Origin of the sequence: Reyranella sp., assembly GCF_004297265.1 — a bacterium.
In the GTDB taxonomy this organism is placed as follows: domain Bacteria; phylum Pseudomonadota; class Alphaproteobacteria; order Reyranellales; family Reyranellaceae; genus Reyranella.
Window position 1 is genome coordinate 1 of sequence record NZ_SCUT01000019.1, and the last position, 26004, is coordinate 26004.

The following is a 26004-nucleotide window of genomic DNA, read 5'->3' on the forward strand; positions in this document are numbered from 1 at the left end:
GCTCGCCGTCGAGCGATGTCGGCATGATGTTCCGCTACTTCGCAGCGGCGAATTCCTCTCCGACGGGGTCCAACTTCGAGCAATGGAACGACGAGAAGTTCGAAGCGGCGCTCAAGACACTCGCCGAGGCCACCGACGATGCGACCATCCTGAAGTACTTCAAGGAGGCGCACGAGCGGCTGGTCGACAACCCGCCGTGGCTCTACATCGTGCACGACCTGAACCCGCGCGCCTTCAGCAAGAACGTGCAGGGTTTCCAGCCGGCGCAATCGTGGTTCGTCGATCTGACGACCGTCAGCTTGAAGTAGGAGCGGCCTGAGGCATCGTCCGCTGACGCCAGCGCGTCAGCGGACGCACAGTTTCGGAATCTTCGATAGCATCTCGAGCGAGCAGATTTCGGCTGGGAAGAGGGCCCAGACGGCCGCGAGGATGACGGCCAGGAAGATGAAGGGCCGCAGGACGCGAAAGACCACGGGCAGCAGCAACTGCAGCACCCAGTAGCCGACGAGCAGGCCGACGACGACCGCGAGCACGCGGTATTGCATGCTCCAGCTGTCCCATGGACCGAGATTCGCGCGGGCGAGCAGTTCGTTGAGATATTCCACGATCAATCGCGGAACGGATCGGTCATCAGGATCGTATCCTCGCGCTGTGGGCTTGTGCTGAGCAGCGCGACCGGACAGCCGACCAGTTCCTCGACGCGTCGCACGTACTTGATGCAGGTTGCGGGCAGCTCGGCGAAGGAGCGCGCGCCCTGGGTGCTTTCGCTCCAGCCCTCGAACTCTTCCCAGATCGGCTTCAGCTTGGCTTGTGCGCCCATGGTGAAGGGAAAGCGCTCGATGCGCTTGCCGTCAAGCTCGTAGCCGACGCAGACCTTGATCACCTCCTCGCCGTCGAGCACGTCGAGCTTGGTGAGGGCGATGCCGTCGATGCCGTTCAGCTTCACCGCCTGACGCACCATCACCGCGTCGAACCAGCCGCAGCGGCGACGGCGACCCGTGTTGGTGCCGAACTCCTTGCCGCGATCGCCCAGGCGCTGGCCGATCTCGTTCGTCAGCTCGGTGGGGAAGGGGCCATCGCCGACGCGCGTCGTATAGGCCTTGGCGATGCCCAGCACATAGCCGACCGAACCGTTGCCCATGCCGCTGCCGATCATGGCCTGCGCCGCCACGGTGTTGGACGAGGTGACGTAGGGATAGGTGCCATGGTCGATGTCGAGCATGGTAGCCTGCGCGCCTTCGAACAGGATGCGCTTGCCGGCGGCGCGCAGCCCGTCGAGCCGCTCCCACACATCTTCCGCGAAGGGCAGGAGCTTCGGCGCGAGTTCCAGCAGCTCGGCCGTCAGCCTGGCCGGATCGATGGTCGGCTGGCCGAGGCCCGTGCGCAGTGCATTGTGATGCGCGAGCAGCGTATTGACCTTGAGCGGCAGCATGTCCGGTTCGGCGAGATCGCCGACGCGGATGGCGCGGCGGCCGACCTTGTCCTCGTAGGCGGGGCCGATACCGCGGCGCGTCGTGCCGACCCGGATCACGCCGGGCGCGTCCTCGCGCCAGCCGTCGAGGTCGCGGTGCAGCGGCAGGATCAGCACGGCATGGTTGGCGATCTTCAGGCTGGCCGGAGTCACCGACAGGCCCTGCTCGGTGACCTTGCGCACTTCCTCGAGGAAGTGCCACGGGTCGATCACCACCCCGTTGCCGATGATCGAAAGCTTGCCCTCGCGCACCACGCCGGAGGGCAGCAGCGCCAGCTTGTAGGTCTGGTTGCCGATGACCAGCGTATGGCCGGCATTGTGACCACCCTGGAAACGCACCACGACCTCGGCGCGCTCGCTCAGCCAGTCGACGATCTTGCCTTTGCCTTCGTCGCCCCACTGGGCGCCGATCACTGCCACGTTGGCCATTGCATTTTCCTTCGGCCGGTTCCCTTCACACACGAAAACGCCTCCCCGGGGCCGGTTCCGGAGAGGCGTGATGTCGGATAGCACTTCCCCCCGCTCGTAGCGAGGCGAAATGCATCCTCAGAGGGGAACGGCCTCTCCGTCGATCAGGGCATGGCTGCAGCGCAGCCGCTTTGCTTCGGCTCGCGGCTCGGGTGCTGCGACGACAGCGCGCACGACGGCATAGCCCTTCGCCTGCCAGAACGACGCATCATCCCACCGCGTTCCCATCCCGACATAGAGCCGTGGCCGTTCCTGCGGCGGCTCGGAGGCGGCCAGCACGGCGTCCATGTAGACGGTGAAACCGGTCGCCGGCTCGCTGACGCCGTCCTCTGGATAGCCTGCAGAATAGCGCCCGCCCCGTGCCAGCTCCTCGCGGCCCTTGAGGGCGAATACCGAGAAGGAAACACCCGTCTGGTACTCGAGGCCACGATACTCCACCGGATCGATCGTCAGCGGCAGGTCGGGCTCGGCCGCGACGATGAGCTTCACGACGTCGGCGAGGCGTGCAGCTTCCGAGGCGGCCGCTGCCGGTAGTTCCAGGGCGGCGAGCTGCGCGATACCCTTGTCGGCAGGCCCGGCGGCGCGCAGGAGGCCGGCAAAAAGATCCGCCACCTTCTTGTCGTCGGCCGCCTTGGTGATGCCGCCTTCGTCCTTGCGATCGAGCGCCCGCCGCAGGCGGTTCAACGCCTCGCCGGACTGTTTCAGGCCATTGGCCACGGCGGCGACCAGTGTTGGCAGGTTGAGATCGACCGTCAGGTCGGAAACGCCGATGGTGCGCAGCGCATCGACCGCCAGCAGGACGGCTTCGGCATCGGCCTCGGCGCTATCGACGCCAATCAGCTCGGTGCCGACCTGGGCGAACTGCCGCTCGGGCTTGAGTGCGCTGCCGCGCACCCGGATCACGTTGCCGCCGTAGGACAGGCGCAGCGGCCGCGGTTCGTGCTTGAGACGCGTCACGGCAATGCGGGCGACCTGGACCGTCATGTCGGGACGCACACCCATCATGCGCTGCGAGACCGGATCCATGAGGCGGAAGGTCTGCGAGGCGAGCGCGGCGCCCGGCCCACCCAGCAGCGACTCCTCGAATTCCACCAAAGGCGGTTTCACACGCTCGTAGCCGAACGCGGCGAAGCGCTCGATGGCGACGTCGATGGCACGTGCTTCGCGCGCGGCATCGGGCGGCAGCAGATCGGCCAGTCCTGCCGGGAGCAGGCCGCGATGGTCGTTGTCGTTGGATGTCATGGTGCCGCTTGATAGCCGATTGCGCCGTCTTTGGGGAGACGGGCGCGAGACGGTGAGGGGGAGGGGCCGCTCGTTTTCCCGACGCGCATGGGTTATTGCTCCCCCGCTATGAGTTCCGCACCCCGCCCGGCCGTTTCCGTGGTGGCGCCCTGCTACAACGAGCAGGACGCCCTGCCCGAGTTCTTGCGCCGGGTCGGCGCCGTCCTGGACGGGATCGGAGGGACCAGCGAAATGGTGCTCGTCGATGACGGGTCGCGCGATCGCACCTGGGATGTCCTGGCGGAGGCGGCCGGCCGCGATTCCCGGATCGTCGCCGTGCGCCTGATGCGTAATCACGGCCACCAGCTCGCCCTCACGGCCGGGCTCTCCGTTTGCCGGGGCGAGCGTATCCTGATCATCGACGCCGACCTGCAGGATCCGCCCGAGCTGTTGCCCGACATGATGGCGCTGGTCGATCAGGGGGCCGACGTGGTGTACGGCCAGCGTCGGCAGCGCGAGGGCGAGAGCCTTTTCAAGCGCGCCACGGCCGCCGCGTTCTATCGTCTGATCGCCCGCCTGACCGACGTGCAGATCCCGCCCGATGCCGGCGACTTCCGCCTCGTCACGCGGCGGGTGCTCGACCTGCTGCTCGCCATGCCCGAGCGCCATCGCTTCATTCGCGGCATGGTGGCCTGGATCGGCGGACGGCAGGTGCCATTGATCTACGACCGGCACGCGCGGGTGGCGGGCGAGAGCAAGTATCCGATCGCCAAGATGGTCCGGTTCGCCGCCGACGCGATCACGTCTTTCTCCGTCGTGCCGCTGATGGCGTCGATGACCATCGGCTGGATCATGGCGGCGCTGGGCTTCGGCTTCTTCATCTACTCGATCGTGGGCTGGTGGGGCGGCCACACGCTGCCCGGCTGGACGTCGCTGATGGCCGCGGTCGGCCTTCTGGGCGGCATGCAGTTCCTGATGCTGGGCATCATCGGCGCCTATCTCGGCCGCCTCTACGACCAGAGCAAGGGACGGCCCTTGTTCATGATCCGCGACATCGTCGGCGGCCGGAATGGGGGCGCGGAGTGAGCGCGTCCGATCCGCAATCCTGGTCGGGCGAGCCGGCCGAGTTCGACGACTATGCGGCCGAATACGAGGGCGGTCTCGACAATCCGATCAAGCGCCTGATGGGGAGTTCACCAGACCAGTTTATCGCCGTGAAGGCGCGCTGGCTGCTGCGCCGTGAGCCCGCCCTGCAGAGCGGCGGGCTTTCGGTGCTCGACTATGGCTGCGGCATCGGCAGCCTGATGCGTGTCCTGATCGGGCTCGGCGCCAAGGGATCCTTCACCGGCTGTGACATCTCGACCGGCATGCTGCGCCAGGTCGAGCGCCGCTGGCCGCGCGAACTGGGCGCGCCGCCGCACCTGGCGCCGCAGCAGGGCGCCCGCACGCCCTTCGCCGACGCAAGCTTCGACATCGTCATGATCAGTGCCGTGTTGCATCACGTGCCGGTCGTGGACCGGCCGGCGGTCTATGCCGAGCTGGGTCGCGTGCTCAAGCCCGGCGGCCGGATCCATGTCTTCGAGCACAATCCGCGCAATCCGCTGGTGCCCTACGTCATCGCCCGCACGCCGATCGACCGCAACGCCATTCTCCTCGACGCGAACGAGGTCCGGCACGGGTTGCTCGACGCCGCACGCTACGAGCTCGACACCGACTACCTCATGTTCATGCCGCCCGGCCTGGCCTTTCTGCGCGGCATCGATCGCCTGCTGACATGGCTGCCGATGGGCGCGCAGTATGCGGTCACGGCCCGCAAAGCGGCGTGAGGAGGGATGGATGGATCGACAGGTTTTCGAGGCCGAGCTGAAAAGTGAAGGCTACGACGAGATCGCTAACGGGACGACGCAGGGACCGAAGCACAATGCCGAGCACAGCCATCCCTACGATGTGAAGGCGATGGTGATCGACGGAGCGATAACGCTCGCGTGGGAAGGTCGGACGCAGACCTTCCGCCCCGGCGAGGTCTTCACCATGGCGCGCGGCTGTCTGCATACCGAGACGTTCGGCCCCGAAGGCGTCGTGACCCTGGTCGGTCGCAAGCACTAGTGACGAGGACGGCGCCAGCCTGGCAGCTTCTGCTGGCGTTCATATTGTCCCTGGCGATGCTCTGCGGCCTGATCGCCTGGCTGCAGAACGTCCACATCATCAGCTCGAATGGGATGTACAAGAGCATCCAGGCCGAGCCGTGGATCGCCAGCCCGTCGACCGCCCGACTCGACCCGTCGAACTACCTGTTCTTCCCGCTCTATGGCGTCAGCGCCCAATTGCTCGATGCGCTGGGCGTCCTGCGCGGCGTGCCGTGGAAGCAGTTCGCCTATCTCAATGCGTTCTGGGCAAGCATCGGCACAGCGATCGTCTACGGCTTTGTCCATCGTCTGACGGGCAGGGCTGCTCTCGCGGCATTGGCGTCGGTGTTCCATCTCGGATGCGGCTTTGTCCTGCTGCTATCGGTCATCAGCGAGGACATCATGCCGGGTTACGTGTTCGTCCTCGCCTCGATGGCGCTGGCCGGGCTGTGGTTCGACCGGCCGACATGGCGGCGCATCGCCATCGTCGGCGTGCTGTTCACCCTGGGCTGGCTGATCGAATGGCGGTTGATGTTCCCGACTCTGCCAGCGCTCGCGCTGGCGCTGCTGGTCGCGCCGGAGCCGATCGGGCGACGCCTCGGCCATGTGCTCGTACTGGTCGCGTCGATCCTCGCGACGTCGGGCATCGTCCAGCTCTCGTGGGAGGGACACAACGGTGCCATTGGGCTGCACGACATCCTGTGGACCGGCAAGGGCGTGGCCACCGGCTGGGCCGGAGTCACCTGGGAAAAGGCTTGGATGATGCTGTCCGGGGTCGGCAACTATCTGCTGCTGGTCGGCGGGTTCGTCGATCCTCGCTCGGCGCGCGAGGCCATGCTGCCGTTGTCGCTTTCCGTCCTGTTGCAGGCCGCGATCTTCGTTGCGAGCGTGATCGTCCTCTGGCCGCGGCGGCACGAGCCACGCCTGCGCGCCGTTGCCATCGTCTTCCTCGGCACGCTGGGCGCGGGGCAGGTCCTGAACTTCTATTCACAGCCGCAGGACCCGCAGATGCAGATCAACGTCATGCCGTGGCTCACGGTGGCGTGGGCGCTGCTGCTCGCGGCGGCACTGCCGGTGCGGCGAGGCGCTGCCATCGTGCTCGCGGTCCTGTCGTTCGCCCCCTTCGCCTGGAACGTCCCGGCGCTCGCCAGGTGGCGGGGCGACGACACGCGCTGGCTTGCGGCCACAGCGGCGCTGGAGAAGCGCTTCCCGCCGGACTCCACCGTTTTCCTCTACTTCGGCTACGAGCCGATCACGACCTGGAAATACGCTCTGTGGAGCCGCACCTGGGACTGGGACAACAAGGTCGCCATCCCGCCGGCACCGTCGGCCGATCCGAAGTTCAAGTGGATCGCGGTCAATGCTGGCGCGATTCGCCATCCCGGATGGACAGGGCCCGAGCACGCGGCGGCGCTGAAGCGGGACATCGACCTGGCACTGGATCGCGGCTATCGCGTCGTCGTCTCCGACATGTGGGCCTGGCCACCCGATATATTGGCGGCCTATCTCGGCACCGTTGCCGCCGCCGGTCGCAGCGATGCGATCTACCGCATGCTGCACGACCACTTCCGCGCGACCGAGGCGTTCAGGAATCCGATCGCCGGAACCTATTACGAGTTGCAGCGTCGCTGAGGCGACACGCGACAATCTCTCCACATTGACGGCGCACTCGTCGGCCCGTATATCGGCGGCGGGCCACGCTCCCCCACCGGAGTGCATTTCTTCTGTAAGGGAGAATGACAATGACGAAGCCGTCCATGCGTCCCGCGCGTCCCGATTTTTCTTCGGGCCCCTGCGCCAAGCGTCCGGGTTGGACACCGGAAGTTCTCAAAGATGCCGCCGTCGGGCGGTCCCATCGTTCGAAGCTCGGTAAGAAGAAGATTGTCGAGGCGGTCGACCGCACGCGCGCGATCCTCGGCATTCCGGCCGACCACCGCATCGCCATCGTTCCCGCGTCCGACACCGGCGCGGTCGAGATGGCGCTGTGGTCGCTGCTCGGCGCCCGCCCGGTCGACATGCTGACCTGGGAAAGCTTCGGCGAAGGCTGGGTCACCGACGTGGTGAAGCAGCTCAAGCTCAAGGACACCCGAACGCTCAAGGCGCCCTACGGTCAGATCGCCGACCTGAAGGCGGTCGACTGGACGCATGACGTCGTCTTCACCTGGAACGGCACGACCTCCGGCGTGAAGGTCCCCAACGGCGAGTGGATCGCCGACGACCGCGAGGGCCTCGCGATCTGCGACGCGACCTCGGCCGTGTTCGCCATGGACCTGCCGTGGGCCAAGCTCGATGTCGTGACCTGGTCCTGGCAGAAGGTCATGGGCGGCGAGGGCGCGCACGGCATGCTGGTGCTGTCGCCGCGCGCCATCCAGCGGCTCGAAAGCTACACGCCGGCCTGGCCGATGCCGAAGATCTTCCGCCTGACCTCGGGCGGCAAGTTCTCGGAGGCGATCTTCAAGGGCGACACGATCAACACGCCGTCGCTGCTCTGCATCGAGGACGCGATCGACGGGCTGAAGTGGGGCGAGGCTGTCGGTGGCCTCAAGGGCCTGATGGCGCGGTCCGAGGCCAATCTCGCCGTGCTCGAGAAGTTCGTCGAGGCGCGGCCGTGGGCGGCGTTCCTCGCGGCCGACAGGGCGATCCGCTCCAACACCTCGGTGTGCCTCGTGATCAAGGCGCCGTGGTTCACCGCGCTGCCGGCCGACAAGCAGGCTGCGGCCGCGAAGAAGATGGGCGATCTGCTCGAGACCGAGAAGGCAGGCTACGACGTCGGTTCCTACCGCGACGCCCCGCCGGGCTTGCGCATCTGGTGCGGCGCCACAGTCGAGAAGGCCGATCTGGAAGCGCTGCTGCCGTGGCTCGACTGGGCCTACGGCGAGATCGAGCGCGAGTTCAGCGCCAAAGCCGCCTGACCTTTCATTGGAGCGCGCCACTCCAGTGGCGCTCAAGAATCATGATTGCGCCACTGGAGTGGCGCGCTCCCCTGACTTGAGGAGTCTTTAGTAATGGCAAAGCCCAAGGTTCTCATTTCCGATGAGCTGTCCCCGCGCGCCGTCGAGATCTTCTCGGAGCGCGGTTGCGACGTCGATTTCAAGCCGGGCCTGAAGCCCGCCGAGCTGCGCGAGATCGTCGGCAACTACGAGGGCCTGGCGATCCGCTCGGCCACCAAGGTCACGGCCGAGGTCCTGGCCGTGGCCAAGAAACTCAAGGTCGTGGGCCGCGCCGGCATCGGCGTCGACAATGTCGACATCAAGGCCGCGACCGCGCACGGCGTCGTCGTGATGAACACGCCGTTCGGCAATGCCATCACCACCGCCGAGCACGCCATCGCGCTGATGTTCGCCGTGGCGCGCCAGGTGCCGGAGGCCAATGCCAGCACGCAGGCGGGCAAGTGGGAAAAGAACAAGTTCATGGGCACCGAGCTCAGCTTCAAGACGCTGGGCCTGATCGGCTGCGGCAACATCGGCTCGATCGTCGCGGAGCGCGCCATCGGCCTCAAGATGCGCGTCGTGGCCTACGACCCGTTCCTGAGCGACCAGCGCGCCACCGAGCTGGGTGTCGAGAAGGCGACGCTGGAGCAGGTGCTGGCCCGCGCCGACTTCATCACGGTGCACACGCCGCTCACCGAGCAGACGAAGAACATCCTGTCGCGCGCCAACCTGATGAAGACCAAGAAGGGCGTGCGCATCGTCAACTGCGCGCGCGGCGGCTTGGTCGACGAGCTGGCCGTCCGTGATTTGCTGGTCTCGGGCCACATCGCGGGCGCCGGTTTCGACGTGTTCGTCGAGGAGCCGGCCAAGAGCAACGTCCTGTTCGGCGCGCCAAACCTGGTCTGCACGCCGCATCTCGGCGCCTCGACAGTGGAGGCGCAGGAGAACGTGGCGCTGCAGGTCGCCGAGCAGATGGCCGACTACCTGCTTACAGGCGCGGTGACCAACTCACTCAACATGCCGAACGTCTCGGCCGAGGATGCGCCCAAGCTGGCACCGTATCTCGACCTCGCCGAGAAGCTGGGTGCCTTCGCCGGCCAGCTCACCGACACCGACATCAAGGCCGTGTCGATCGAGTACGAGGGCCAGGTGGCGAAGCTCAACGTCAAGCCGCTGACCCAGGTGGCGCTGATGGGCGTGCTGCGCCCGCAGCTCACCTCGGTGAACATGGTCAATGCGCCGGTGATCGCGCGCGAGCGCGGCATCGAGGTGGCGGAGGTCAAGCACGAGCGCGAAACCGACTACAATTCGATGATCCGCCTGTCGGTCACGACCGAGAAGTACACGCGCTCGGTGACCGGCACGCTGTTCGGCGGCAAGCATCCGCGCATCGTCGAGATCAAGGGCATCGAGATCGACGCCGAGTTCGCGCCGCACATGCTCTACATCACCAACGACGACAAGCCGGGCTTCATCGGGCGCCTCGGCACGCTGCTGGGCGAGGGCAAGGTCAACATCGCGACCTTCCATCTCGGCCGCGACAAGCCGGGTGGATCGGCCATTGCGCTGGTCCAGGTCGATCAGCCGATCTCGGCCGATCTGATGGGCAAGATCGTCGGCATTGAGGGCGTGGTGCAGGCCAAGGTCCTGGGCTTTTAGACCCGCCGACCGCGTGGGCGCGACCCTGCCGCGCCCACTTCGACGACCCTCCCTGCGGCCTCAGAGATCGATCTGGTCGAGGCCCCAGGTGATGCCGGCGACGTCGGGAAGCTCGCGCCCGTCATCCTTGCCGATTTCGGCCTTGATGAGTGCCGACAGCTTGCCGTTCATCGTCACGATGACTTCGGCGTTGCCCTTCCGGTCGATGGCGAGATTGTTCATCTCCATGGGATCGGTGGCGAGATCGTAGAGCTCGACATCGTTCCACTTGAACAGTTCGTCGATCGTCGCCGGATCGTTGTGGTCGACCGGTGCAAAGTAGCGGGTGAACCGATAGCGTCCGTCGAACGCCGACCGGACATGGCCCCGCTTCTTGAGATCGGGGCGGAAACCCTGCTTCTTGGCCTCTTCCTTCGGGTCCTTCCCGGCCATGACCGCCTTGGCGGCGAAGTCGAAGACGGACGCATCGTTGCTGGCGAGGCCGCTGTAGGTGAACAGGGTCGCAGGGCGGGCGGCGTCGATCGCCTGGCTGGCCGGATTGACGAGCAGCGGCGACAGGTCCCTGCCGGGCAGCACCTGTCCGGCGAGTTCTGCGGCACGATCAGCTTTCACGCCCGCCATTGAAAACATGGTGGGCAGCAGGTCGATGTGGCTGCTCAACGACCTGCATTTCTGGCCGCCCTGGACATCGGGATGCACGACGTAGAAGGGCAGGTGGTTCGTCTGCTGGTAGGCGAACGGGCCCTTGCCGCGCAGACCGTGCGCGCCGGCCATCTCGCCGTGATCGGACGTGAAGATGACGATCGTATTCTGGTCGAGCTGCAGCGCCTCCAGCTCGGCGAGCAGTGCCTCGATCGAGCGATCCACGTTGCGGATGCAGTTGATGTAGTAGTCGTTGAACCGCTTCCAGCGTGTTTCGTCGGGGGGTATGTGGCCCAGGATATAGTCCCAGACGCGGTCGAATTCGCCGTGCGCCCTGGGGCGGCCGGGCGCATCGAACGGTTGCCGCAGATTGTCGGGAACGGATACGTCCCAGGTCGACTGGTAGAGCTTGTGCTCGGGCGCGCGCGCCGCCTGAAGGCGCAGCTTGCCGGTGTCCTGCACGTTTTCGCCCGGTGCGTCCGTGTTGAAATACATGACGTCGTGCGGATTGACGAAGCTCACATACATGCACCACGGCTTGCCGTCGTCGCTCAGCGGGCGCCCCTTGGTGCGCAGCCAGTTGATGGCGCTGCCGGCCGTGATGTGGTCGAAGCCGTAGCCGCCCAGCGTGTGGCCGATCAGGTCGCCCGGGGAGAAATTGTCGGCAAAGCCATACCTCTCCATGTGTGGCGTCATGAACTTGTCGACGGACGTGGTGTCGAAATCCCGGCTCAGGTGCCACTTGCCCTTGTAGGCGGTGTAGTAGCCCGCCTTACGCAGCATCTGGCCGGAGGTCGGCGCCGCCAGGTCCTTCATCCAGGGCACGTCGAGATTCTCGAACATGCCGTTGTTCGCGGTCTGCAGGCCCGTCACGATCACCGACCGGGACGAGGTGCACATCGTCGCCGGGCACTGGTGGTTGGTGAAGGTCGTACCGGTGCGCTCCAGGCGCTCGTGGCCCGGCAGCGACAGGCCCTTCGGCCACCTGTCGTGGAAGCGTTCCTGATCGGTGAAGACGAAGAGGATGTTCAGCGGACCGCGGCTGCGCGAGACGGCGGGGGCAGTGCCCTGCGTCTGCGCCTGGGCGATCTCGACGGGCCCTCCAACGAGGGAGGCCGACGCCACGGCGGCCGAGGATTTCAGGAAGGTGCGTCGTGTCGTCGTGTGGGTGATAGTCATGGGTCGGGGGCCTGTCTCGATGAACGCCGCAAGCAGCGGCCGAAATTGAATGCACTGTCCAAATTTGAACGACAAGTTGAAAAAATGTAATCAACTCCGCGACATGAAGAAGCTCCCTCGACCGCGGCGAGAGGCACCTGCGACCAGACTGCCCAAGCGCGAACGCACGCGACGGCAGATCATAGAGGCTGCAATCGAGGTGATGGCGGAGCAGGGGCCGGCTAAGGCGTCCGTCCAGGAAATCGCGGCGCGCGCGAAAGTGACGACGGGCACCTTCTACAATCATTTCACGAGCAAGGCCGAGATCGTCGAAGCCGTCGCCGGCTGGTTCTCGACGACGATGCTGGAGGCGGCGCAGGATGCCCACCTGGCCTTTCACACCGGCGCCGAACGGATGGTCGATGGTTGCCGGCGCTATCTGCGGATCGCCCGGGAGAACCCACCGACCGCGATGTTGATCCTCGAACTCGCAACGACCTCGCCCCGAATGCTGAAGGCGATCGGCAAGTTCGTGCTGGCCGACGTGAGGCTGGGCATCCGCCAGAAGGAGTTTGCGATCTTCAGCGAGCAGGCGGCCGTGGACCTCGTCCATGGCTACATCATGCTTGCCATGCGCCACATTGCGTTGCGTCAACCATCGTCGAGCTACGAGCGCTCGGTCGTCGCGACCATTCTCCAGGGCCTCGGCGTGCCGTCGCAGCGAGCGCTGGCCCTGGCCGGTCGGGGGACGGGTCGCGGTAATTCTTGATCGCCGAAGCGGTCTGCACGACGTTGGGGCGGACCTTCGGAGCGTTGCCGGGCGGTCATCCCGGGGGAAGAGACATGGCGTCCGCGCGAAGCAGAACGTATCGTACCGTAGCCGGTTTCGTGGTCGCACCGATGATGCCGGCGCTCGTTCTCGCCGGCGTCGTGCTTGCAGCGGGCGGCGATTCGCAGACCTTGGGCTATGCCGCGTTCGCGGGTTACATCTCCTATCCCTTCACCCTGCTGGTCGGCCTGCCGGCGTTCCTGCTCATGCGCCGCAAGCGCTGGGACGGATTGCGGGCCTACGCCCTTGCCGGGCTGGCGCTGGGACTGACGTTCGTGGTCCTGTTTGCCGGCCTTGCGGGTTTTGACGGCGATGCGGCCGATCCTGCCTGGCTGAACCTGCTGGCCAACCTGGCGTTCATGCTGCCATTCGTTCTGGCCTGCGCAGTGGTGTCGTCCGTTGTGTTCTGGTTGATCGCGCGGCCCGACCTTCAGCGGGCTTGATGTCCGGGCGATGCCTTCATCCGCCTCATATCGCTATTAGAAGATATCCGTCGTGTCGTGTCCGGGCGGGACGTTAACGTCCGTGTCCCCGAAACGACGAGGTTCCGATGCCCCGTGTCAGTGAAATCGAAGAGGACGGCGGCGATCCCGTCCTAAAGATGGCCTTCGACCGGCAGCGCGAGATGTTCGGCGGCCTGCTGAATCCGACCAAGGTGATGGCGCACTGCCCGCCGATCCTTCGGGCAGCCGGCATGCTGGGACAGTCGATCGAGGAGTCCGGCCTTCTGCCGAAAGGTCTGCCGGCGCTGCTCTATGTGCGTGTCGCGACGATCAACGGTTGCCCGTTTTGAATCGACATCAATTCCAGCCGTGTGCTGGAAACGACGGAAGGCGGGATGGAGAAGCTGGCCGAGGTTACGGCCTGGCGCGACAGCACGCTCTTCAGCGAGGCCGAGCGGCTGGCTCTCGAATATGCGGAGCGGATCACCTACACCGACCGCAAGGTCGACGATGCGCTGGTCGATGACCTGAAGAAGCACTACAGCGACGCGCAGATCGTCGAGCTGACGGCGGCAATCGCGATGGAGAACTTCCGCTCGAAGTTCAATCCGGCCCTCGGCATCGAGGCGCAGGGCTTCTGCATGGTGCCCAGACGCGGCTAGACTGAGGGCAACGACAAAAGCCGGTGGGAACGATGACCGAGACCGTCCACTACATGGAGCGCACGAGGGACTACTATCGCGCGCTCGGCTATCCGTCCGACTATGTCTGGTCCCGCTTCGACACGGTCCCGTTCACGCATCTCGCCAAGCCCCTGCCACAGGTGAAGATCGGCCTCGTCACGACCGCAAGTCCGCCCGACCTCGGCAATCGCGATGCTTCCGGCAAGCGGCAGGTCTGGTCGGGCACGGTCTCGCTCGCACCGGCCAGGCTCTTCACCGGCAACCTCGCCTGGGACAAGGAATCGACCCATACCGACGATCGCGCCAGCTTCCTGCCGATCGAGGCGATCCAGCGGTGGGCATCGGAGGGCATGGTTGCCGATTTGACGGCGCGATTCCATGGCGTGCCCACCGAATACAGCCAGCGCAAGACGATGGAGATCGATGCGCCGCAGGTCCTGGGGCGATTGCGAGCCGACGGTGCCGACGCAGCGTTGCTGTCGCCGCTTTGACCCGTCTGCCACCAAACCGTGAGTTTGGTCGCCCGTCATCTCGAGGCTAACGGAATGCCGACCGTGATCATCGGTTCCGCCCTCGACGTCGTCGAACATTGCGGCGTGCCGCGCTTCCTGTTCACGGATTTCCCGCTGGGCAATCCGTGTGGGCCGCCGTGGCGACAGGACCTGCAGCGTACGATCGCGGGGCAGGCGCTTGCTCTCCTGCGCGATGCCGACGCGCCGCGCACCACGCGGCGGTCGGATGTGTCGTGGCCGTCGGACGACGACTGGCGCCCGCGCTATGGGCGCGTGAAGCCGGAGGATGCCGAACGACTGAGGGCACTGGGCGAAGAAAGACGCCGCACGCAGACTCAGGCACGGACGCCGGGGTAGAGCGGTTCGAAACCGCTATTCCATCTGGACGTTGAGTTCGCGCAGCTTCTTGCCCCAGAAGGCGTGCTCGTCGGCGACGAACTTGGTGAACTGGGCGCGGGTCCGGTCGGGCGGCATTTCCAGCCCGTCGCGCGCCAGCGCCTCCTCCCACTTGGGGTTCTTCATCGCTTCCTTGGTCGCCTTCTCAATCTTGTCGAGGATGTCGGGCGGCGTCTTGGCCGGGGCGAATAGGCCCTGCCAGCTGGTGACGACGACGTCGATCCCCTGTTCCTTCAGGGTCGGCACGTCCGGCATGGAACTGACACGCTTGTTGCCGGTCACCGCCAGCGCCTTGAGATTGCCCCCCTTCACCTGCGAGACCGCCGGGGGCAGCGACGAGAAGTTCATGGTGATCTGGCCGCCAATCACGTCGGCCACCGCCGGTCCCGTGCCCTTGTAGGGCACATGGGTGATCTTGACGCCGGCCGCTTCGGCGAACAGCGCACCGGCCAGGTGATTGTTGCCGCCCACGCCTGACGACGAGAAGGTGAGCTTGTCAGGATCCTTCTTGGCCAGGGCGACGAGTTCGGCGGCGTTCTTCACCGGCACCGAATTACCCACGACCAGCACGTATTGGTAGTCCGTGATCTGGCAGATCGGCGCCAGCGAAGCGATGGTGTCGATCATCCCTTTCTGGACGTGCGGGTTGATGATCACGTTGGTGCCGACCGCGACGAACAGCGTCTGGCCGTCCGGCTTGGCATTTGCGACGGCCCGCAGGCCGATCGATCCGGCCGCGCCGCCCTTGTTGTCGATGATGATCTGTTGCCCGATGACCGGCGTCATGACATGCGCCAGCTCGCGGGCGTTGATGTCCGTGCTGCCACCGGCGGCATAGCCGACGACGAAGGTGACCGGGCCGGTCGGCCAGTTGGCCTGGGCGCGCGAGACGGACGGCAGCAGCAGCGACGAGCCGCCGAGAGCCAGGGCGTGACGCCGGGTGATGGGGAGCATGCTCTTCCTCCTGTGGCGCGCGCGGTTCATCCGCGTCGCGCAACCTCGGTTTGTCGGGACCTTGAAGCCAATTCGTCCGGCCGGCAAGCGGGGCTCAGTTCTTCCCCGCGGCGTACTTGCCGGCGCCGTCGCCCGCGAGCTTGCCCAGCACCGCGCCGGAGACCAGGCCCGTGCCGCCGGGGTAGTTGTGATAGAACAGTCCGCCGACCAGCTCGCCCGCCGCGAACAGGCCGGGGATGACGTGGCCGTCGCTGCCCTCGACCTCGCCTTCGTTGGTGATCTTCAGTCCGCCGAAGGTGAAGGTGAGGCCGCAGGTCACGGCATAGGCCTCGAACGGACCCTGGTCGATCGTGTTGGCCCAGTTCGTCTTCGGGACCGCGAGGCCCCGCGTGCCGCGGCCGTCCTTGATCGCCGGGTTGAACGGTACCTCGGTCATGACGGCCGCGTTCCATTCCTTGATGGTCTTCAGGAACTGCTGCTCGTCCACGCCCTCGAGCTTCTTCGCCAGCTCCTCGATCGTGTCGGCGCGCACTTTCGTCATGCGCTTGATGCGATATTCGTCCCTCAGCTTGTCGAGCACCTTCGAGTCGAAGATCTGCCACGCGAACTGCTGAGGCTGGGACAGGATCACCGCGCCGTACTTGGCGTAGGTATAGTTGCGGAAGTCCGCGCCCTCGTCGACGAAGCGGAGCCCATTGGCGTTCACCATGATGCCGAGCGGGTAGGAGTGCTTCTGGAAATTGTCGCCGACATCGAGGTCGCCGAACTCCGGCGCGTTCATGTCCCAGCCCACGGCGTGGCTGCCCGACCAGTTGCCGTGCGGCTTGGCCCCGATCGCCAGCGCCATGTTGATGCCGGCGCCCGTGTTGAAGCGGGTGCCGCGCACCTTGGCGAGATCCCAGGTCGGCCCGAGATAGCGCGTGCGCATCTCGGCATTGCTCTCGAAGCCGCCGCAGGCCAGCACGACCGCCTTGGCGCCGATCTTCACCTTGCGGCCCTTGTGGCGGGCGATGACGCCGCGCACCACGCCGTCTTCCTCGATCAGCGACACCGCCGCCGTCTCGTAGTGAATCGGAATGCCGGCCTTCACCGCGGCCTTGTGCTCGAGGTCGACCAGGCCCGGCCCGCCGCCCCAGGCCTCGACCGCGAGGCCGCCCCAGAACTTGTACTTGCCGTTCACCTTGAAGGCCTGGCGGCCGTAGGAGGGCTGGAAGCGCACGCCCTTGGAGCGCATCCACTTCATGGTCTCGAAGGAGCGGCCGATCAGGATGTCGGTCAGTTCCGGGTCGCATCGATAGTTGGTCACGCGGCCCATATCGTCGAGATACTGGTCGGCGGTGTAGCTGCCGAAATCGACGTCGCGCTTCTCGTCCTCGGTGAGGTCGTAGAGCTGCACGAGGTCGTCGACGCCATGGAACACCACGCGCATGGCGCCGGCCGTGTAGGTGCTGTTGCCGCCGCGCTCCTCCTCGGGGGCCGCCTCAAGCATGGCGACCGAGGCGCCCGTCTCACGCGCCGCGAGAGCCGCGCACGCCGCCGCGTTCCCGGCACCCACCACCAACACATCGACCTGAAAATCGTCCACGCCTCGCTCCTCGATTCCGGCACCAGAATTGCAGTACAATAGGCGCAATGGGTGATCGTTTCGACCGTCTTGCGGCCCGGCACGCCAACGTCGAGGTCCTGCTACGCCGTCCCGGCATCGGGCACAACAACGGGCCGACCTTCGACATGTCGTGGGGGGCCTGGGTCTGGCGCCGCGCCGCCGCCAAGGCGTGGAAGTCACCCAGCCCCGAAGTGGCGAAAATGCGCGTGCGGCGGGCAGAACGTCTTGGAATCACCTACAAGGAACTGACCGCCGCGCTGATGAACACCGGCGCCAATCTGGGGGCCGCAGTGATGCCGCTGTCGCTCGCGGCCCGGGTACGCCGGGGTCCCAACCGGGAGGTCATCGTCGAAGCCCGTAACTCTGTGGCTGCGCTGGTCGCGAAATTCGGTGGCCGGCTGTTTCTGCTCGGCGATATCGATGCCGTGCCGGCCCTCACCGACGAGGAGCGCGCCCAGTTCCTGTCGATCGTCAACCGTGCCTTCGACGGCAAGGTCGAGGCGATCGGCTGGGGCCATGACGGCAAGGCGATCCGCACGATGCTCAAGGCGAATGCCGTCCCGCATCAGGAAGCGTTCCTGATCGGCGCCGGCGTCGTCCATCAAGTGCTGGGCGAGGCTGCGGGCCTGCCGTTCACCAAGGATATCGACACGTGGCTCAGCCCCTCGGGGTGAGGTATTTGATGGGGCATGACCTCATCGTTTGAACCGCCTCTCAAGGGCGTCCGCGTCGTCGAACTCACCCACACCATCCTGGGCCCGTCCTGCGGCATGATTCTGGCCGACCTCGGTGCCGAGGTGATCAAGGTCGAGCCGGTCGACGGCGACCGCACGCGCAAGCTGCGCGGCTTCGGCGCCGGATTCTTTGGTTACTTCAATCGCAACAAGAAGAGTTTGGCGCTCGACGCGGACTCGCCCGAGGGCCGCAAGGTGCTGGTGAAGCTGCTCGAGAAGGCCGACGTGCTGATCGAGAACTTTGCACCAGGCTCGATGGCCAAGCGGAAGTTGGGGCCGGCGGACCTCGAGAAGATCAACCCACGCCTCGTCTACTGCGCACTCAAGGGCTTCCTGCCCGGGCCGTACGAAAGGCGGCCGGCGCTCGACGAGGTCGTGCAGATGATGGGCGGGCTGGCCTACATGACCGGCCCCAGCGGCCGGCCGCTGCGGGCCGGCACCTCGGTAATCGACATCGTGGGCGGCATGTTCGGCGCCTTCGGGACCGTGCTCGCGCTGAAGCAGCGGGACCGGACGGGGAAGGGCGGGCTGGTCGAGAGCGCGCTGTTCGAATCGGTGGTCTTCCTGATGGGACAGCATCTGGCGATCACCGCGATCAACGGCGCCGCGCCGCCGCCGATGCCCGAGCGCGTGAGTTCGTGGGCGGTCTACGAGATCTTCAACACGGCCGATGACCTGCAGGTCTTCGTCGGCATCACCAGCGACGGCCAGTGGAAGCGCTTCTGCGAGTTCTTCAAGCAGCCGGAGCTCGCGGCCGATCCCAAACTCGCCACCAACAACCTGCGCATCGAGGCGCGGCCGTGGCTGGTGCCGAAGGTTGCCGCCGTGTTCAAGGCCTACACCAAGGAAGCACTCGAGCAGATGTGCCTCGAGGCTGATATTTCCTTCGCGCCCGTCGCCCGGCCGCAGGACCTGTTCGAGCATCCGCACCTGCTGGCCAACGGCTCGCTGGCGCCGACGACCCTGCCGGGCGGCGTGCAGACCCGGTTGCCGCTGCTGCCCTTCCAGATGATGGGCTGGCGTCCGCCGCTCGTCTCCAACCCGCCGGAGATCGGCCAGCACAATGACGAGGTGCTGGGGACGCTGGGCTATGGCCTCGCGGAGGTCGGCAGGCTGAAGGAAGCCGGCACGCTCGGTCCGCGATAGGACTGGCCTCGGATCCCGCGGGGAAGACGCACCGGCGCTCCAAGGGCGCCGTGACCGCTGCCCCTTTATTCCCCGACCTCCTGCGAATCCATCAGGCTCTTGACGGAATTCTGGCGAATAAACGAAACCAACGGAATAAACGAAACAAACGATTTGAAAAAACGCGACTTGGCACGTCGCGTGATCCCCCCGCCTGGGTGCCACCATCCGCGCCCGGGGTGGCATGAGAGAAACTGTCCAGATCAGGGGATAACTCTCAGGGAACGTATCTAGAACTTGTGTCAAGAACATTAGTTCTATCAGGGGGTTATTTGTTCCATTGCGGATTGGAACAAAATGGGTACATTGGCGCCACCAGACATTCGAACCTGCTGCGGACTTATCCGCATTGCCGCTCCTGACAGGGGCATGGGAAGAAGGAGAGAGCCAATGTCGGCGATGCTCAAGGTGGTCGAAAAAGAAGGCATGGAAAACAAGAACAAGGCGCTGGATGCCGCTCTCGCCCAGATCGAGCGTGCCTTCGGCAAGGGTTCCATCATGAAGCTCGGCCAGCGCGAGGCGCTGGAGATCGAGGCGATCTCGACCGGCTCGCTGGGCCTCGATATCGCGCTGGGCATCGGCGGCCTGCCCAAGGGCCGTATCGTCGAAATCTACGGTCCGGAAAGCTCGGGCAAGACGACGCTCGCGCTGCACGTGATTGCCGAGGCGCAGAAGAAAGGCGGTTCCTGCGCCTTCGTCGACGCCGAGCATGCGCTCGATCCGGGCTATGCCAAGAAGCTGGGCGTCGACATCGGCAACCTACTGATTTCGCAGCCCGACGCCGGCGAGCAGGCGCTCGAGATCGCCGATACGCTGGTGCGCTCCGGAGCCATCGACGTGCTGGTGATCGACTCGGTGGCCGCCCTCGTGCCGCGCGCCGAACTCGAAGGCGAGATGGGCGACTCCCTGCCAGGCCTGCATGCCCGCCTGATGAGCCAGGCGCTGCGCAAGCTCACCGCCTCGATCTCCAAGTCCAACACGCTGGTGATCTTCATCAACCAGATCCGCATGAAGATCGGCGTCATGTTCGGCAGCCCCGAGACGACGACGGGTGGCAATGCGCTGAAGTTCTACGCCTCGGTCCGCCTCGACATCCGTCGGATCGGCGCGCTCAAGGACAAGGACGAAGTCGTCGGCAACGCCACGCGCGTCAAGGTCGTGAAGAACAAGGTGGCGCCGCCATTCAAGGTCGTCGAGTTCGACATCATGTACGGCGAGGGTGTTTCCAAGAACGGCGAATTGATCGATCTCGGCGAGAAGGCCGGCGTCGTCGAGAAATCGGGCTCTTGGTACTCCTACGACGGCACCCGCATCGGGCAGGGCCGCGAGAACGCCAAGAATTACCTCAGGGAGCATCCCGAGGTCGCCAATGCGATCGAGAACAAGGTGCGCGCCAATGCCGGCATCCTTGCCAACGCCCTGATGGAGGGTGGCACGGAGGACGACGACGAGGAATAGGGAACCCCGATCCCCTGTCTCCGGGTCCCTAAGGGCGGTACCGCACCCCACGCGCGGTACCGCCCATTTTCTTATGCGCAAAGCGCATAAGAAAATGGGCGGTCAGGGCCGCTTGGCCGACATCCCCTTTAGGAACCGCTGGATCCACTCCGGCCCCGTGCGCCGTGCACTGGCCCTGGGACGGTTCTTCGCCCAATCCATCAGCAGCGCCAGCGGAAACCACTCCTCGCGCTCGTCCTGCAGTCCTCGGGCCGCCAGCGAGACCTTCGGCACCGGGACGGGTGTCACGCCTTTCTGCTCGGGCTCGGCACAAAGGTCCGCCGGCGAGGTAACGAGGTACTCGCGGCAGACCAGCGGCCGGTCCGGATGGATCGAGCAGCTCTCTTCCTCGAGGAAGGGGCAGGGGATACCCAGCGCGAAATAGGCGGTCGACAGCTCCCGGTCCGGCCGGCCCTTGCGCTCCTTGAGGTCGGCGGCGGCGAGGGCGGCCTCGGCGGCAGCGAACCGGCCTTCCAGCACGCCGCGCCGTTCTGCCGGCAGGGCGGCGACGGTTGACAGCAGCCGTTCACCCTCCGTGCGCGAGATCGGCACGAGCTGGCGACAACAGGCCCCGCAGCCCTTGCGGCAGGAGATCGCCTTGCCGGCCTCGGCCGCCGCGACCACGGCGTTCACCAGCCCCTGCAGGGCCGGGACGATGTCGGCCGCGGGCACCGGCCCGCTCGGTACGGTGATCGGATGGGCGATCCGGAGGTCGCCCACGGAGAGGCGAAGAGTGGCGGTAGAATGGGCCTCGGCGGCCATTTCCCCTGGGTTCCCTGTTCTGGACTTGGCGGGCGGGCGCACGCTACAAGGCCGGCATGCAAAGCGTCAGCGAAATCCGTCGTACCTTCCTAGAGTACTTCCGCAAGAACGGCCACGAAGTCGTGGAGTCGAGCCCGTTGGTGCCTCGCAACGACCCGACGCTGATGTTCACGAACGCCGGCATGGTGCAGTTCAAGAACGTCTTCACCGGGCTGGAGACGCGTTCCTATTCGCGGGCGGCGACCTCGCAGAAGTGCGTGCGCGCCGGCGGCAAGCACAACGATCTCGAGAATGTGGGCTACACGGCCCGCCACCACACCTTCTTCGAAATGCTGGGCAACTTCTCGTTCGGCGACTATTTCAAGGAACATGCGATCGAGCTGGCCTGGACCCTCCTGACGAAGGATTACGGCCTGCCCAGGGAGAAGCTGCTGGTCACGGTGTTCCACACCGACGACGAGGCGGCCGGCCACTGGAAGAAGATCGCGGGCCTTTCGGACGACAGGATCATCCGCATCCCGACCTCGGACAATTTCTGGGCGATGGGCGATACCGGCCCCTGCGGCCCGTGCTCGGAGATCTTCTACGACCACGGCGAGGGCATCCCCGGCGGCCCGCCGGGCAGCCCCGACCAGGATGGCGACCGGTTCATCGAGATCTGGAACCTGGTCTTCATGCAGTTCGAGCAGGTGACCAAGGAGGAGCGCGTCGCGCTGCCCAAGCCGTCGATCGACACCGGCATGGGCCTGGAGCGTCTCGCGGCCGTGCTGCAGCACAAGCACAACAACTATGACATCGACCTGTTCCGGGCACTGATCGAGGCGGTGGCGCACGAAACCGGCGTCGATCCCGACGGCAAGCAGGGCGCCTCCCACAAGGTGATCGCCGACCATCTGCGCGCGACGTCGTTCCTGATCGCCGACGGCGTGCTGCCGTCGAACGAGGGCCGCGGTTACGTGCTGCGCCGGATCATGCGCCGCGCGATGCGCCATGCGCACATCCTGGGGGCGCAGGATCCAGTGGTCTTCAAGCTGGTACCGACCCTGGTGCGCGAGATGGGCGATGCCTATCCCGAGCTCTCGCGTGCCCAGCCGCTGATCACCGAGACGCTGAAGCTCGAGGAGACGCGCTTCAAGAAGACCTTGGGCACCGGCCTCAAGCTGCTCGAGGACGAGACGAAGGAGCTGAGCGCCGGCGGCACCCTGAAGGGCGAGGTTGCCTTCAAGCTCTACGACACTTACGGCTTTCCGCTCGACCTCACGCAGGACGTGCTGCGGGCGCGCGACATCAAGGTCGACACCGACGGCTTCGAGAAGTCGATGGACGAGCAGCGCGCCAAGGCGCGCGCGGCCTGGGCGGGCTCGGGCGAGACGGCGGACCAGGCGATCTGGTTCGACGTGCGCCAGAAGGCCGGCGCCACCGAATTCCTGGGCTATGACACCGAGCGCGCCGAGGGGCAGATCAAGGCGATCCTGCTCGACGGCAAGGAAGTCCAATCGCTGAAGGCGGGACAGACCGGCTGGATCGTGACCAACCAGACGCCGTTTTATGCGGAGTCGGGCGGCCAGCAGGGCGATACCGGCCGCCTGGTGAGCGGCGCCAACGAGGCGACGGTCGCCGACGTCCAGAAGATGGTGGGCGGCCTCCATGCCCATCACACCACGGTCGAGAAGGGCGAGCTCAAGGTCGGCGACGACCTGGTCATGACCATCGACCCGATCCGCCGCGCCCAGCTCCGCGCGCATCACTCGGCCACCCATCTGCTGCACGAGGCGCTGCGCCGCCATCTCGGCAAGCACGTCACACAGAAGGGCTCGCTGGTGGCGCCCGACCGGCTGCGCTTCGACATCAGCCACACCAAGGCGGTCTCGCCCGAGGAACTGCGCAAGATCGAGGACGAGGTGAACGATCGCATTCGCCACAATTCGGCGGTCGAGACGCGCCTCATGACCCCGGACGAGGCGATCGCCGCCGGCGCCATGGCGCTGTTCGGCGAGAAGTACGGCGACGAGGTGCGCGTGCTCTCGATGGGCGGCGACGCCGACGTTCCCGGTGGCGAGAGGTATTCGGTCGAGTTGTGCGGCGGCACCCATGCGCGCCGCACCGGCGACATCGGCCTGTTCAAGATCGTGGGCGAGGGCGCGGTCGCGGCCGGCGTCCGCCGCATCGAGGCGCTGGCCGGCAATGCGGCCGAGGCCTTCGTCCGCCACCAGGCCGACCTGCTGGCCGAGGCGGCGGCGACTTTGAAGGTGCGGCCCGAGGATCTGCCGGCGCGTCTGGCGGCGCTGGTCGAGGGCCAGAAGAAGATCGAGCGGGAACTGTCCGATGCGCGCAAGGCGCTGGCACTGGCCGGCGGCGGAGCAGACGGTGCTTCCGCGGCCGACGAGGTGCGTGACGTTGGCGGAGTCAAGCTGATCGGCCGTGTGCTGAACGGCGTGCCGGGCAAGGACCTGAAGGGCATGGCCGATGAGTTCAAGAAGAAGCTGGGCTCGGGCGTCGTGGCGCTGATCGGCGTCGAGGACGGCAAGGCCTCGGCTGTGGTCGGCGTGACCGAGGATCTCGCCAAGACCCACAGCGCGGTGGAACTCGTGAAGGCGGGGGTGGCGGCGCTGGGCGGCAAGGGCGGCGGCGGCCGGCCCGACATGGCGCAGGGCGGCGGGCCCGACGGAACCAAGGCGTCCGATGCGCTGAAGGCGATCGAGGCGGCGCTGGCTGGCACGGCATGAAGCTCGCTATCGCCCTCGTGATGGCGGCGGCGGTGATCTCGGCCTGCGCGCCCAAGGACTTCTCCAAGGAAGGCAGCGACGCGGAGCAGTTCACCAAGGACGAGTCGCAGTGCCGCACCCAGGTCCGCGCGCGGGCCCAGCAGGAGCGCAACATCGACGACCAGCGGCGGGCGACTTTCGCGGCCGAGCGGGAGCGTTACGGCCAGCAGGGCCTGTACTCCGACATGGCCAACCAAGGGTACAAGTATAACTTCGAGCGTGGCATGGCGACCTGCATGGAGGCCCGTGGCTGGGCGCCCAAGCAGAACGGGCCGATCCCCATGCCCAAGCTGACCTGGTGAGATGGGCGTACTGACGGTTCTCCTGCTTTATCTGGCCTGCGGCGCGGCGACCTTCCCCCTCACCATCATGCTGGTCCGGGGCGCCGTGTCGGTAGCGGCGCCGTCGCGCGCCACACCCGCCTTTCACCGGCGGCTGGACAGTGCCATGGGCTGGTCGATCACCGTCTGGATCCTGGGCGTCTTCGTCTTCTATGCGACGGCCGTCCTGCTCGAGCGACAGAAGCCCTGCGAGGACCAGCGAACCAACCAGCTCACCTACGAGTGCAAGAAGTTCCTCGGCGCCATCAAGTAGGGCGCCATCAAATGGAACGGCGGCGTTTCGACAGCACCGTCCATAGGCCACGCGCCGCGAACTCCACGAGGATGCCGAACAGGACCAGGATGAAGGCGTTCACCGGCAGGGCATACATGTGGCTGGGCAGCGCCAGGATCGCCTGGGCGAGGAACAGGCCGAGAAAGGCCAGCGATATGGCTTCAATCGGCAGACCCTGCGGAAGGCCCACGCGCCGCCACAGACCCAACCAGGTCGATACCAGCAGGTGCACGAGACCGATCGCCAGGACGATGCCGAAGGGCGGGCCCGGATGCAGCGTCGGCACGGCGAGCAACTGCAGCGCCTTCTCCCAGTAGATGCGTGCCAACTCGACCGGATCCTCGACGATGCGGTCGACGTAGAGCCTCCACATCAGTCGGAAATATTCGGGCGAGCAGAAGACGATCCCGGCCTTGTTGGCGAGATCCTCGCCATAGTCGTCGTCGTAGCGGATGCCCCACTTGTTCTCGACGAAGCCGAGCCCGAGATAGAGCGTGTGCGACAGGCCGTGCGTCTGCAGGCGTTCGGCCGGCGCCATGGGGAAGGCGGCATCGCGCGCCAGTGTCACCCATTTCGGCGCGAGCAATGCGCCGGCGGCCAGCACGATGACGAGCGCGGAGCGGAGGAGGGCGCGGGCCGGGCGTGGTCGCTGCAGGAACGCCATCGCCGCAACCGCGCCCAGGGTCAGCGCGAAGCCCATCAGGCCGATCGACTCGCGGACCAGAGTGACCACGGCGAGCGCCACGATCCCGCCCGCGATCCAGGCCCGGCCGCTGCGCGTCGCGATCGCCAGCGGCAGGATGCCCGCCAGGCTCACCATGCCGATGAAGGCCCAGTGCGGCGAGGTGCCCATCCAGCCCAGGAACTCGGCCGGCCCCAGCGCCAGCAGCACGATCGAGGCAATCCAGGCCCGCAGCGAGAACAGCAGCCCCGCCAGGGCCACCAGGCCGATCGTGTTGAGGAGCGTGCTGAGCCGCGCCACGTCGACCAGGGTGGCGCGCTTGCCCGTGATCGCGGCCCAGGCGCTGAGCAGCAGGGCGTGGCCCGGATCGTCGGCGATGGCGCGCTCGGAGATCGGGATCAGCCGGCCGTCCTCGCACAGCGCCAGCCAGACGCCGCGCGACACCGTGCATTCGGTACTGTCGAGCCAGATGTTGGTGGCGCGCCAGTCGGACGGCATGATGTCGGCCATGTAGCCGTAGCGCCGGACGTCCTCGAAGGTTCGCGCGAATGGCCCCCATACCAGCCCTGCCACGCAAACCGCGAAGGCGAGCCACTTCACCGCCGATCCCATCCGGTCTTCCTGATCCTCTCGCGGACCAGGTTCGGTCCTCACGGGGGAACATCC

26 protein-coding genes and 1 pseudogene are annotated in these 26004 nt (G+C 66.2%); 19 read left to right on the forward strand and 8 right to left on the reverse strand.

Translation table 11 applies throughout. From position 1 onward, the window contains the following. Positions 1–308, forward strand: a pseudogene (locus EPO41_RS06465) (4-phytase); the annotation flags it as partial. 36 nt (positions 309–344) lie between these two features. On the opposite strand, the gene EPO41_RS06470 reads toward EPO41_RS06465, so the two are convergent. The 3 genes from EPO41_RS06470 to EPO41_RS06480 all read right to left on the reverse strand — a co-directional run bounded on the left by EPO41_RS06470 (position 345) and on the right by EPO41_RS06480 (position 3181). Beyond that, positions 345–605, reverse strand: coding sequence for a hypothetical protein (locus EPO41_RS06470; RefSeq protein ID WP_296322087.1), 261 nt, complete (start codon positions 603–605; stop codon positions 345–347). A gap of 2 nt (positions 606–607) precedes the next feature. Next, complete coding sequence (locus EPO41_RS06475; RefSeq protein WP_296322090.1) at positions 608–1900, reverse strand: adenylosuccinate synthase; 1293 nt, start codon at positions 1898–1900, stop codon at positions 608–610. A gap of 117 nt (positions 1901–2017) precedes the next feature. Then, on the reverse strand, positions 2018–3181 hold the full coding sequence (locus tag EPO41_RS06480) for an ATP phosphoribosyltransferase regulatory subunit (protein WP_296322092.1): 1164 nt from the start codon (positions 3179–3181) through the stop codon (positions 2018–2020). Between the two features lie 108 nt (positions 3182–3289). Between EPO41_RS06480 and EPO41_RS06485 the strand changes: the two genes are divergently transcribed. The 6 genes from EPO41_RS06485 (at position 3290) to serA (ending at position 9875) form a co-directional block, all read left to right on the forward strand. Next, positions 3290–4246: a glycosyltransferase family 2 protein gene (locus tag EPO41_RS06485; RefSeq protein WP_296322095.1), complete on the forward strand. Its 957-nt coding sequence runs from the start codon at positions 3290–3292 to the stop codon at positions 4244–4246. Then, positions 4243–4986 (forward strand): class I SAM-dependent methyltransferase, encoded by a 744-nt coding sequence (locus EPO41_RS06490; protein ID WP_296322098.1) that lies wholly within the window; start codon positions 4243–4245, stop codon positions 4984–4986. The genes EPO41_RS06485 and EPO41_RS06490 overlap by 4 nt, the downstream gene beginning before the upstream one ends. 10 nt (positions 4987–4996) lie before the next feature. Continuing rightward, complete coding sequence (locus EPO41_RS06495) at positions 4997–5266, forward strand: hypothetical protein (protein ID WP_296322100.1); 270 nt, start codon at positions 4997–4999, stop codon at positions 5264–5266. Continuing rightward, positions 5266–6918 (forward strand): hypothetical protein, encoded by a 1653-nt coding sequence (locus EPO41_RS06500; protein WP_296322103.1) that lies wholly within the window; start codon positions 5266–5268, stop codon positions 6916–6918. Before EPO41_RS06495 ends, EPO41_RS06500 begins: the two co-directional genes overlap by 1 nt. A 104-nt stretch (positions 6919–7022) precedes the next feature. Next, positions 7023–8198, forward strand: a complete 1176-nt coding sequence (locus EPO41_RS06505; protein ID WP_296322105.1) for a phosphoserine transaminase — start codon at positions 7023–7025, stop codon at positions 8196–8198. Positions 8199–8291: 93 nt separating this feature from the next. Next, a complete protein-coding gene (serA, locus tag EPO41_RS06510) occupies positions 8292–9875 on the forward strand; it encodes a phosphoglycerate dehydrogenase (protein ID WP_296322108.1) in 1584 nt (527 codons plus the stop codon). A 60-nt stretch (positions 9876–9935) separates the two neighbouring features. Here serA and EPO41_RS06515 read toward each other — a convergent pair whose 3' ends face one another. Continuing rightward, the gene (locus tag EPO41_RS06515) at positions 9936–11696 is read right to left on the reverse strand and encodes a sulfatase-like hydrolase/transferase (RefSeq protein WP_296322111.1); all 1761 of its coding nucleotides are present in this window, start codon (positions 11694–11696) and stop codon (positions 9936–9938) included. 103 nt (positions 11697–11799) lie between these two features. Between EPO41_RS06515 and EPO41_RS06520 the strand changes: the two genes are divergently transcribed. The 6 genes from EPO41_RS06520 (at position 11800) to EPO41_RS06545 (ending at position 14499) form a co-directional block, all read left to right on the forward strand. Further along, entirely contained in the window at positions 11800–12444 is a 645-nt protein-coding gene (locus EPO41_RS06520; RefSeq protein WP_296322114.1) for a TetR/AcrR family transcriptional regulator, read from the forward strand. A 74-nt stretch (positions 12445–12518) separates the two neighbouring features. Continuing rightward, complete coding sequence (locus tag EPO41_RS06525; RefSeq protein WP_296322116.1) at positions 12519–12947, forward strand: hypothetical protein; 429 nt, start codon at positions 12519–12521, stop codon at positions 12945–12947. Between the two features lie 107 nt (positions 12948–13054). Further along, complete coding sequence (locus tag EPO41_RS06530; RefSeq protein WP_296322118.1) at positions 13055–13297, forward strand: hypothetical protein; 243 nt, start codon at positions 13055–13057, stop codon at positions 13295–13297. A gap of 45 nt (positions 13298–13342) precedes the next feature. Beyond that, on the forward strand, positions 13343–13609 hold the full coding sequence (locus EPO41_RS06535) for a hypothetical protein (RefSeq protein WP_296322121.1): 267 nt from the start codon (positions 13343–13345) through the stop codon (positions 13607–13609). A gap of 32 nt (positions 13610–13641) precedes the next feature. Further along, a complete protein-coding gene (locus EPO41_RS06540; protein ID WP_296322124.1) occupies positions 13642–14121 on the forward strand; it encodes a hypothetical protein in 480 nt (159 codons plus the stop codon). 54 nt (positions 14122–14175) lie between these two features. Next, a complete protein-coding gene (locus EPO41_RS06545) occupies positions 14176–14499 on the forward strand; it encodes a hypothetical protein (RefSeq protein WP_296322127.1) in 324 nt (107 codons plus the stop codon). A 15-nt stretch (positions 14500–14514) separates the two neighbouring features. On the opposite strand, the gene EPO41_RS06550 is transcribed toward EPO41_RS06545, so the two are convergent. Both EPO41_RS06550 and tcuA read right to left on the reverse strand, forming a co-directional pair. Next, positions 14515–15492, reverse strand: coding sequence for a tripartite tricarboxylate transporter substrate binding protein (locus EPO41_RS06550; RefSeq protein ID WP_296322130.1), 978 nt, complete (start codon positions 15490–15492; stop codon positions 14515–14517). 94 nt (positions 15493–15586) lie between these two features. Next, on the reverse strand, positions 15587–17077 hold the full coding sequence (tcuA, locus tag EPO41_RS06555; protein WP_296322133.1) for an FAD-dependent tricarballylate dehydrogenase TcuA: 1491 nt from the start codon (positions 17075–17077) through the stop codon (positions 15587–15589). 47 nt (positions 17078–17124) lie between these two features. On the opposite strand from tcuA, the gene EPO41_RS06560 reads away from it, so the two are divergent. The 3 genes from EPO41_RS06560 (at position 17125) to recA (ending at position 20475) form a co-directional block, all read left to right on the forward strand. Then, entirely contained in the window at positions 17125–17772 is a 648-nt protein-coding gene (locus EPO41_RS06560) for a hypothetical protein (protein WP_296322137.1), read from the forward strand. Between the two features lie 15 nt (positions 17773–17787). Next, on the forward strand, positions 17788–18978 hold the full coding sequence (locus tag EPO41_RS06565; protein ID WP_296322139.1) for a CaiB/BaiF CoA-transferase family protein: 1191 nt from the start codon (positions 17788–17790) through the stop codon (positions 18976–18978). 429 nt (positions 18979–19407) lie between these two features. Continuing rightward, positions 19408–20475 (forward strand): recombinase RecA, encoded by a 1068-nt coding sequence (gene recA / locus EPO41_RS06570; RefSeq protein WP_296322143.1) that lies wholly within the window; start codon positions 19408–19410, stop codon positions 20473–20475. Positions 20476–20577: 102 nt separating this feature from the next. Here the strand turns inward: recA and EPO41_RS06575 are convergent, their stop codons facing one another. Continuing rightward, complete coding sequence (locus EPO41_RS06575; RefSeq protein ID WP_296322146.1) at positions 20578–21276, reverse strand: YkgJ family cysteine cluster protein; 699 nt, start codon at positions 21274–21276, stop codon at positions 20578–20580. Positions 21277–21332: 56 nt separating this feature from the next. Between EPO41_RS06575 and alaS the strand changes: the two genes are divergently transcribed. The 3 genes from alaS to EPO41_RS06590 are packed head-to-tail and all read left to right on the forward strand — an operon-like array spanning position 21333 to position 24635. Then, entirely contained in the window at positions 21333–24002 is a 2670-nt protein-coding gene (gene alaS / locus EPO41_RS06580) for an alanine--tRNA ligase (protein WP_296322148.1), read from the forward strand. Next, positions 23999–24343, forward strand: a complete 345-nt coding sequence (locus tag EPO41_RS06585; RefSeq protein ID WP_296322151.1) for a hypothetical protein — start codon at positions 23999–24001, stop codon at positions 24341–24343. The genes alaS and EPO41_RS06585 overlap by 4 nt, the downstream gene beginning before the upstream one ends. A 1-nt stretch (position 24344) precedes the next feature. Continuing rightward, complete coding sequence (locus EPO41_RS06590; RefSeq protein WP_296322153.1) at positions 24345–24635, forward strand: hypothetical protein; 291 nt, start codon at positions 24345–24347, stop codon at positions 24633–24635. 7 nt (positions 24636–24642) lie between these two features. Here the strand turns inward: EPO41_RS06590 and EPO41_RS06595 are convergent, their stop codons facing one another. Continuing rightward, a complete protein-coding gene (locus tag EPO41_RS06595) occupies positions 24643–25992 on the reverse strand; it encodes a hypothetical protein (protein ID WP_296322156.1) in 1350 nt (449 codons plus the stop codon). Between the last annotated feature and the right edge of the window lie 12 nt (positions 25993–26004).

Excerpts from the sequence above, each read along its gene's own strand:
- EPO41_RS06560 (WP_296322137.1), top strand. The coding sequence starts at position 17,125 with ATGGGTGATCGTTTCGACCGTCTTGCGGCCCGGCACGCCAACGTCGAG.
- EPO41_RS06565 (WP_296322139.1), top strand. The coding sequence starts at position 17,788 with ATGACCTCATCGTTTGAACCGCCTCTCAAGGGCGTCCGCGTCGTCGAA.
- EPO41_RS06505 (WP_296322105.1), top strand. The coding sequence starts at position 7,023 with ATGACAATGACGAAGCCGTCCATGCGTCCCGCGCGTCCCGATTTTTCT.
- recA (WP_296322143.1), top strand. The coding sequence starts at position 19,408 with ATGTCGGCGATGCTCAAGGTGGTCGAAAAAGAAGGCATGGAAAACAAG.
- EPO41_RS06495 (WP_296322100.1), top strand. The coding sequence starts at position 4,997 with ATGGATCGACAGGTTTTCGAGGCCGAGCTGAAAAGTGAAGGCTACGAC.
- alaS (WP_296322148.1), top strand. The coding sequence starts at position 21,333 with ATGCAAAGCGTCAGCGAAATCCGTCGTACCTTCCTAGAGTACTTCCGC.
- EPO41_RS06475 (WP_296322090.1), bottom strand. The coding sequence starts at position 1,900 with ATGGCCAACGTGGCAGTGATCGGCGCCCAGTGGGGCGACGAAGGCAAA.
- EPO41_RS06530 (WP_296322118.1), top strand. The coding sequence starts at position 13,055 with ATGCCCCGTGTCAGTGAAATCGAAGAGGACGGCGGCGATCCCGTCCTA.
- serA (WP_296322108.1), top strand. The coding sequence starts at position 8,292 with ATGGCAAAGCCCAAGGTTCTCATTTCCGATGAGCTGTCCCCGCGCGCC.
- EPO41_RS06480 (WP_296322092.1), bottom strand. The coding sequence starts at position 3,181 with ATGACATCCAACGACAACGACCATCGCGGCCTGCTCCCGGCAGGACTG.
- EPO41_RS06575 (WP_296322146.1), bottom strand. The coding sequence starts at position 21,276 with ATGGCCGCCGAGGCCCATTCTACCGCCACTCTTCGCCTCTCCGTGGGC.
- EPO41_RS06545 (WP_296322127.1), top strand. The coding sequence starts at position 14,176 with ATGCCGACCGTGATCATCGGTTCCGCCCTCGACGTCGTCGAACATTGC.
- EPO41_RS06540 (WP_296322124.1), top strand. The coding sequence starts at position 13,642 with ATGACCGAGACCGTCCACTACATGGAGCGCACGAGGGACTACTATCGC.
- EPO41_RS06535 (WP_296322121.1), top strand. The coding sequence starts at position 13,343 with ATGGAGAAGCTGGCCGAGGTTACGGCCTGGCGCGACAGCACGCTCTTC.
- EPO41_RS06550 (WP_296322130.1), bottom strand. The coding sequence starts at position 15,492 with ATGCTCCCCATCACCCGGCGTCACGCCCTGGCTCTCGGCGGCTCGTCG.
- EPO41_RS06585 (WP_296322151.1), top strand. The coding sequence starts at position 23,999 with ATGAAGCTCGCTATCGCCCTCGTGATGGCGGCGGCGGTGATCTCGGCC.
- EPO41_RS06520 (WP_296322114.1), top strand. The coding sequence starts at position 11,800 with ATGAAGAAGCTCCCTCGACCGCGGCGAGAGGCACCTGCGACCAGACTG.
- EPO41_RS06590 (WP_296322153.1), top strand. The coding sequence starts at position 24,345 with ATGGGCGTACTGACGGTTCTCCTGCTTTATCTGGCCTGCGGCGCGGCG.
- EPO41_RS06515 (WP_296322111.1), bottom strand. The coding sequence starts at position 11,696 with ATGACTATCACCCACACGACGACACGACGCACCTTCCTGAAATCCTCG.
- EPO41_RS06485 (WP_296322095.1), top strand. The coding sequence starts at position 3,290 with ATGAGTTCCGCACCCCGCCCGGCCGTTTCCGTGGTGGCGCCCTGCTAC.
- EPO41_RS06525 (WP_296322116.1), top strand. The coding sequence starts at position 12,519 with ATGGCGTCCGCGCGAAGCAGAACGTATCGTACCGTAGCCGGTTTCGTG.